7 protein-coding genes are annotated in these 5,354 nt (G+C 59.8%); 2 read left to right on the top strand and 5 right to left on the bottom strand.

The window, feature by feature from the left end:
* Positions 1-101: 101 nt before the first annotated feature.
* The 4 genes from NW815_RS09220 to NW815_RS09205 all read right to left on the bottom strand — a co-directional run bounded on the left by NW815_RS09220 (position 102) and on the right by NW815_RS09205 (position 2,039).
* A complete protein-coding gene (locus NW815_RS09220) occupies positions 102-710 on the bottom strand; it encodes a response regulator (RefSeq protein ID WP_414415932.1) in 609 nt (202 codons plus the stop codon).
* A gap of 230 nt (positions 711-940) precedes the next feature.
* Entirely contained in the window at positions 941-1,276 is a 336-nt protein-coding gene (locus NW815_RS09215; RefSeq protein WP_414391043.1) for a DUF3007 family protein, read from the bottom strand.
* Positions 1,277-1,304: 28 nt separating this feature from the next.
* Positions 1,305-1,526, bottom strand: a complete 222-nt coding sequence (gene ndhL / locus NW815_RS09210) for an NAD(P)H-quinone oxidoreductase subunit L (protein WP_414331907.1) — start codon at positions 1,524-1,526, stop codon at positions 1,305-1,307.
* A gap of 108 nt (positions 1,527-1,634) precedes the next feature.
* Positions 1,635-2,039 carry an NIL domain-containing protein gene (locus NW815_RS09205; protein WP_414344412.1) on the bottom strand — a complete coding sequence of 135 codons (405 nt, stop codon included), beginning with the start codon at positions 2,037-2,039 and terminating at the stop codon, positions 1,635-1,637.
* Between the two features lie 306 nt (positions 2,040-2,345).
* Here NW815_RS09205 and NW815_RS09200 point away from each other — a divergent pair, with 306 nt between their 5' ends.
* Both NW815_RS09200 and NW815_RS09195 read left to right on the top strand, forming a co-directional pair.
* Complete coding sequence (locus tag NW815_RS09200) at positions 2,346-2,516, top strand: hypothetical protein (protein WP_414391046.1); 171 nt, start codon at positions 2,346-2,348, stop codon at positions 2,514-2,516.
* Between the two features lie 7 nt (positions 2,517-2,523).
* A complete protein-coding gene (locus NW815_RS09195; protein WP_414391047.1) occupies positions 2,524-4,959 on the top strand; it encodes an endonuclease MutS2 in 2,436 nt (811 codons plus the stop codon).
* 95 nt (positions 4,960-5,054) lie between these two features.
* On the opposite strand, the gene NW815_RS09190 is transcribed toward NW815_RS09195, so the two are convergent.
* Positions 5,055-5,282, bottom strand: coding sequence for a hypothetical protein (locus NW815_RS09190; protein WP_414391050.1), 228 nt, complete (start codon positions 5,280-5,282; stop codon positions 5,055-5,057).
* Positions 5,283-5,354: the final 72 nt, after the last annotated feature.

The following is a 5,354-nucleotide window of genomic DNA, read 5'->3' as shown; positions in this document are numbered from 1 at the left end:
CTGCAGCGATTGCATCCTGCTCGTTGCCAATCGGCAGCTCAACCCTGGCAGGGCAAGAAGCTACGAGGAAAAACGAGTGACGGCAGGTTGGAACGAGTACCTCAATCGACAGGGCGACCCCGGTACATCAGTCGGTACTTCACCTGCGGGGTCAAGTCTTTTTGCCCTGGATCCCCTTCCGCGGTGATGGGTTGTGGAGGGGCGGTGGGAGAGTGGGCGCTCGGCTGCGGGGGAGGGGTGGAAGAAGATGTACGGCTGACCTCCGCCGGCCATAAGCCCGCTTGCTTCAGAGCCCTGTGGAGCGCCTCCGCGTCAATAGGCAAAAACCACCTGGCAGCCTCGTAAATTCGTTCGAGGGAGTGGAGAAGGTCGCCGGCCTCCGCCAAGCCAGGGATCACATCTGCTGCCCCCTGGTAGATTGCCCAGCGCCGCTCTGCGGGCTCGATGTGGCGGCGGGGGTGATGAGTCAGGATAACAGGGATGTTGGGCAGCTTGCTTTGACACTCTCGACAAAAGGCATAGGGGTTAAACAGCCCCGTCGTCATGTCCACCACCATCAGATCCAAATCCAGAGGCTGACTTGCTGCCACCTCCAGCAGATCTTCACGTGGGGAAATCGGCACCACAGAGTGCCCCTGAGACTCCAGCGCCAACTTCCAGAGATGAATTTGCGAGGGCTGGCCCTGAGCTAGCAGTATGGTTTTGCTCACCGTAGATGGAGATATGCGAGTAGAAGGAAAGGCAAAGGCTTGCACCACTTAATAATCCGTCGTACGCCAGAATCTTGTGCGGGGCGTAATGTAGCATTCTTAGGGGAAGCAAATGGTAACCGGATATACAGACATACAAGTGTTGCGGTTTAAGCCCGACGCTCCATACCCTTAAACCTGGATCCCCAGCAGCCGACAGCCAATTTCTGGGTGCGGCCTGTCCAATGGCCTCAATGTTTCTCCTGCTCAACCCAATCCGGGATCCCTTCTTTCTCACTTTCCAATTCAGCTTGCAGGGCCTGCAACTCTTCTGGGGAGAGGGAGCGGAGCCTCTCTTGAATCTGCTGGGTCTCGAAGCTGGCCCATTGAGCCTTCAGGGTCATTTCCCCACGCAGCACCCGCTTCAGGTAGCCAAAAGTCCACCCCAAGCAGGCCAATAGAAGCACCACGCTCGATATCTGCTGCGCGGCCCCCGTATCCAAGCCCGCCCAAAGCAGCAGGCCGTAGAGGATCCCTCCCCCCAGCAGCAGGGCCAAGCCTATGCCAAGAACGTCCAATCTGCGCATGGCTCAGTGGATCGACAAACGGCTGACCTTACAGCGACCGAGGCTTGGGCCGAAACGTCATGAAGGGAGCCAAGAGCACCATGCCGGGAAAGAAAAACAAGACCAAGAAAAACATCAGCACCTTTTCCCAAGCACTGCCTGAAGTCCAGCGTTTGTCCACGTACAGCAGAGACAACAGAGGCAGCACCAGCAAATAGAGAACAGCCAAACCGGCATAAGTTAACCCAATCAACGATGTAGTAGAAGCCATGTCGAGTGCGCTCCGCAGCTAGACCTATGTCCAACAAATCTAACAGGATTGTAAAGGGATTTGTCAGCTTGGGGGAGTTCGTAACTCAGCCAACTGACCACAAACTGACTACAAGCTGGTGCTGATCGCCCCAACGGGGCAGGTGGCAACACACTGTTCGCACATGACACAGCGGTTGCGAGAGAACTCCAGCTTCCAGCTGGGAGCAGAAATCTTCAGGGCCTCGGTTGGGCAAACTCCCGTACACAATCCACAGTCCACGCACAAGTCTGGGTCGATTTGAATTTCCTTGGCCCGTTCAGTCACCTCAATGCCCAAAGACTGTACCCATTCCAATCCTGCTTCCACCTGGTCGATATCCCCTGACAGCTCCACCACCAAAGTGCCCACTTCGTTGGGGGCTACCCTGGCGCGCACGATATTGGCAGCCACATCGAAGTCTTTGGCCAACCGATAGGTGAGAGGCACATTCACCAAATGGCGGGGGAAAATGAGGGTGACTCGTTTGCGCACGGATCTTGCACGGATCTTGAGTGTTTTGAGTGCAGCAACTTCCTTCAGTATGGCAGGCTTGTGAGGTTCAGTTTGGCCGTGAATGCAGCTCACTTCCACCCTCCACAGGACACCCAAGGCGAACCCCACAGCGGTAGGGCGGGGCTTTGAACCCAGTTTTTCGGTGAGCTCAGCTTCTTGGGAAGATCACCAGAGGCAGCGCGTGAGACAACGGCGCCATTATCAGCGTGCCCCTCTCACCAAAAGCTATCTGTGGAAGCCGACCCAGAGCCTGCCACAATAGGATGGAGAGCGTCCCCGATCCCTATGAACCCATCTTTTGCTCAGCCCCGTCTCAACTCAGAGCAGTACCGCCAGATGCTGGTGCGGGATGGCGAACGTCGCTTCCGCGAGTGGCACACTGCCTTCCTCAAGTACCAACGGCAGTTTTTGCAGGAGATGAAGCAACTGCGTCTCCAGGGTTCTTTGCATCGCTGAATGGTTAATGCCCACCGTCCCCACCTTGCACCCGCTGCCAGTCTTTTCCAAGCCCGATCCCTCCCCAGGGCCTACGGCCCGCCAAGACGAAGGGCAAGAAACCTTGGAATTGTTGGAGTGGCCCCGCCTCTGTCAACACTTGGCCACCTTTGCGGCCACACCCTTGGGCCGCCGCGCCTGCTTGGAGCTGGATCCCTGGCAGAGCCGCGCCGATAGCGAAGCCTACCTTGAGCAGACGGAAGAGGCGATTCGCCTCGATCGCACACAGGCCGGGGGACTTTCTATGGCAGGGATCCACAACTTGCTGCCGGCTTTGGAACGGGCCGAACGGGGGGGGATCCTGAGCGGGGAAGAGCTGGTGCAGATCGCTACAACTCTGGGGGCAGCCCGCCGCATTCGTCGTCTGATCGATGATCATGACCATCTGCCCCACCTGCAGGCCTGGGTGAGCAACCTGCGCACCTACCCGGAGCTGGAGCAGGAGATCTTCCGCTGCCTGGAGGAGCATGGTGAGGTGCGGGACAGCGCCAGCCCTACCCTTGCGGATCTGCGCCAGCAGCAGCGGCGGCAACGCAGCCAGATCCAAGAGCAGCTGCAACAATTGATGAGCCAGTATCCCCAGGCGCTGCAGGATACCCTGATTGGCCAGCGGCAGGGGCGGTTTGTCCTGATGGTGAAGGCCACCCATCGGGATCTCATCCGCGGCCTTGTGCACGACAGCTCTGCCAGTGGAGCCACCCTCTATGTGGAGCCCTACGCTGTGGTGGAACTGGGCAACCGCTGGCGAGAAACCCAAGCTCAGATTCAGGCGGAGGAAGAGCGGATCTTGGCCGCGCTCTCGGCTCAGGTGGCAGCCGTGGCCACCGATCTGGAGCATCTGCAGGGGGTGATGGTGGGGTTGGATGTGGCTCTGGCTCGGGGTCGCTACAGCCTCTGGCTGGACGGCAATCGTCCCCAGTTTGTCTCGGCAGGATTGCGCCTGCGTCAGGCCAAGCACCCTCTGCTGCTCTGGCAGTCCCGCGCCGCCGCCCCTTCGGAGGGTCAAGGTTCTGCCGTTGTCCCCATCGACTTCACCCTCGCGGACTCCATTCGTGTCGTGGTTATCACCGGCCCCAACACCGGCGGCAAAACCGTTGCCTTGAAAACCCTGGGCCTGCTGGTGCTCATGGCCAAGGCGGGGATCTTCCTGCCGGCTCAGGATCCGCCCCAGCTGCCTTGGTTCGACGGGGTTTACGCCGACATTGGGGACGAGCAGTCGCTGCAACAAAATCTCTCCACCTTTTCGGGGCACATCCGCCGCATCAGCCGCATCGTGCAGGCCCTGCAGTCTGCTCCGGAGCCGGCCCTTGTCCTGTTGGATGAGGTGGGGGCGGGCACGGATCCCACCGAAGGAGCTGCCCTGGCGGCTGGGCTATTGGAGTACCTCTCGGAAAGGGCACTGCTCACCCTGGCTACCACCCACTACGGCGAGCTAAAGGCCCTGAAATACCAACATCCCGGCTTTGAAAATGCCTCAGTGGAGTTCGACGAGGTCACCCTGGCCCCCACCTATCGCCTCTTGTGGGGGATCCCAGGCCGCTCCAACGCCTTGGCCATTGCCCAACGGCTGCAGTTGGATCCAGAGATTCTGCGGCGGGCCCAGCGGCACCTGCAAGGGGAAAGCCAGGTGGATAGGGTCATTGCCGGCCTGGAAGCGCAGCGGGCTCAATTGGAAGAGCGGGCGGCCCAGGTGGGATCCCTGCATCGAGAGCTGGAGAGCCTACATCAACAAATGCAGCAGCGCAGCCGCCAAATCGCCGAGCGAGAAGCCCGGCTGGAGCAGAAGCAAAACCAAGAACTGCAAGCCCTGTTGGCTGCTGCCCGTCAGGAAGTGGCTGCCGCCATCCGCAAATTGCAGCAGGGAGAGGATCCCCAACGCATTACTGCCGAGCTGGCGCAAATCCAGCAGCGCTACTCTCTCCCACCGCCGCCTGTGGATATGGAGTTTGTGCCAGAGGTGGGAGATCGGGTGCGGCTGAGAGGCTTGGGGCAGACGGGAGAGGTGATCGCCATCGAAGGAGATGTATATGTGGTGCGCAGCGGCATCCTCAAATTCACAGTGCCACGGGGGCAGTTGGATCCCATCGATGAACACCAGGCCAAGCAGCGCCAACGCCCCAAAGCCCCACCTCCCTCCCCTGCAGCCACCGCTCCCCTGAACCTGCGCACCAGCCAGAACACCCTCGATCTGAGGGGGAAAACCGTTGCTGATGCTGAGGCCATTCTGGAACAGCACTTTGCCCAAGCTCCTCCCGGCCCGGTTTGGATCATCCACGGCCACGGCACAGGGCGCCTGAAAGCCGGCGTCCAGGCTTATCTCCAAAATCACCCGCGCGTTCAGCGTTTTTCAGCCGCTGATCCCGAAGACGGCGGTACTGGAGTGACCGTGGCTCATTTACAGTGAGGCTTGTACAGTGAGGCTTGCCAGTGCCAGAAGGGAGTAGGGGTGGTCGCGTTGGCATTCTCGAGTCGGAGACCGGACAAGTGCCGGGCAATGTCTCAAGCTTGACTGTGGAGCACTGCCGCTGCTGAGCTGACGGGCTGGGATCCCTTCTGTTGCCGCTGGCTTTGCCAGAGCCAGTAGCCCCGCACCAGTTGGCTATCCCCAATGAGCTTCAACATCACCGCCACCGTTGCACCTGTCCAACTGAGAGGCCCAAAGGCGGCGCCTGCTGCTGCCAACAGCGCCAACCCAGAAAGATTTAGCCCCAAGCCTTGCACCCACATCCACAAGACAGTCTCGCGCTGTAAACTACCCGGCTCCGACCCCTAAGCGGTACGGAGCGGGCTTTCAGTAGC

The organism is Synechococcus sp. R6-7, assembly GCF_047461695.1.
Lineage (GTDB): Bacteria > Cyanobacteriota > Cyanobacteriia > Thermostichales > Thermostichaceae > Thermostichus.
Note: the sequence above shows the minus strand (reverse complement) of the source record. Positions and strands in the feature narration are given on the sequence as shown.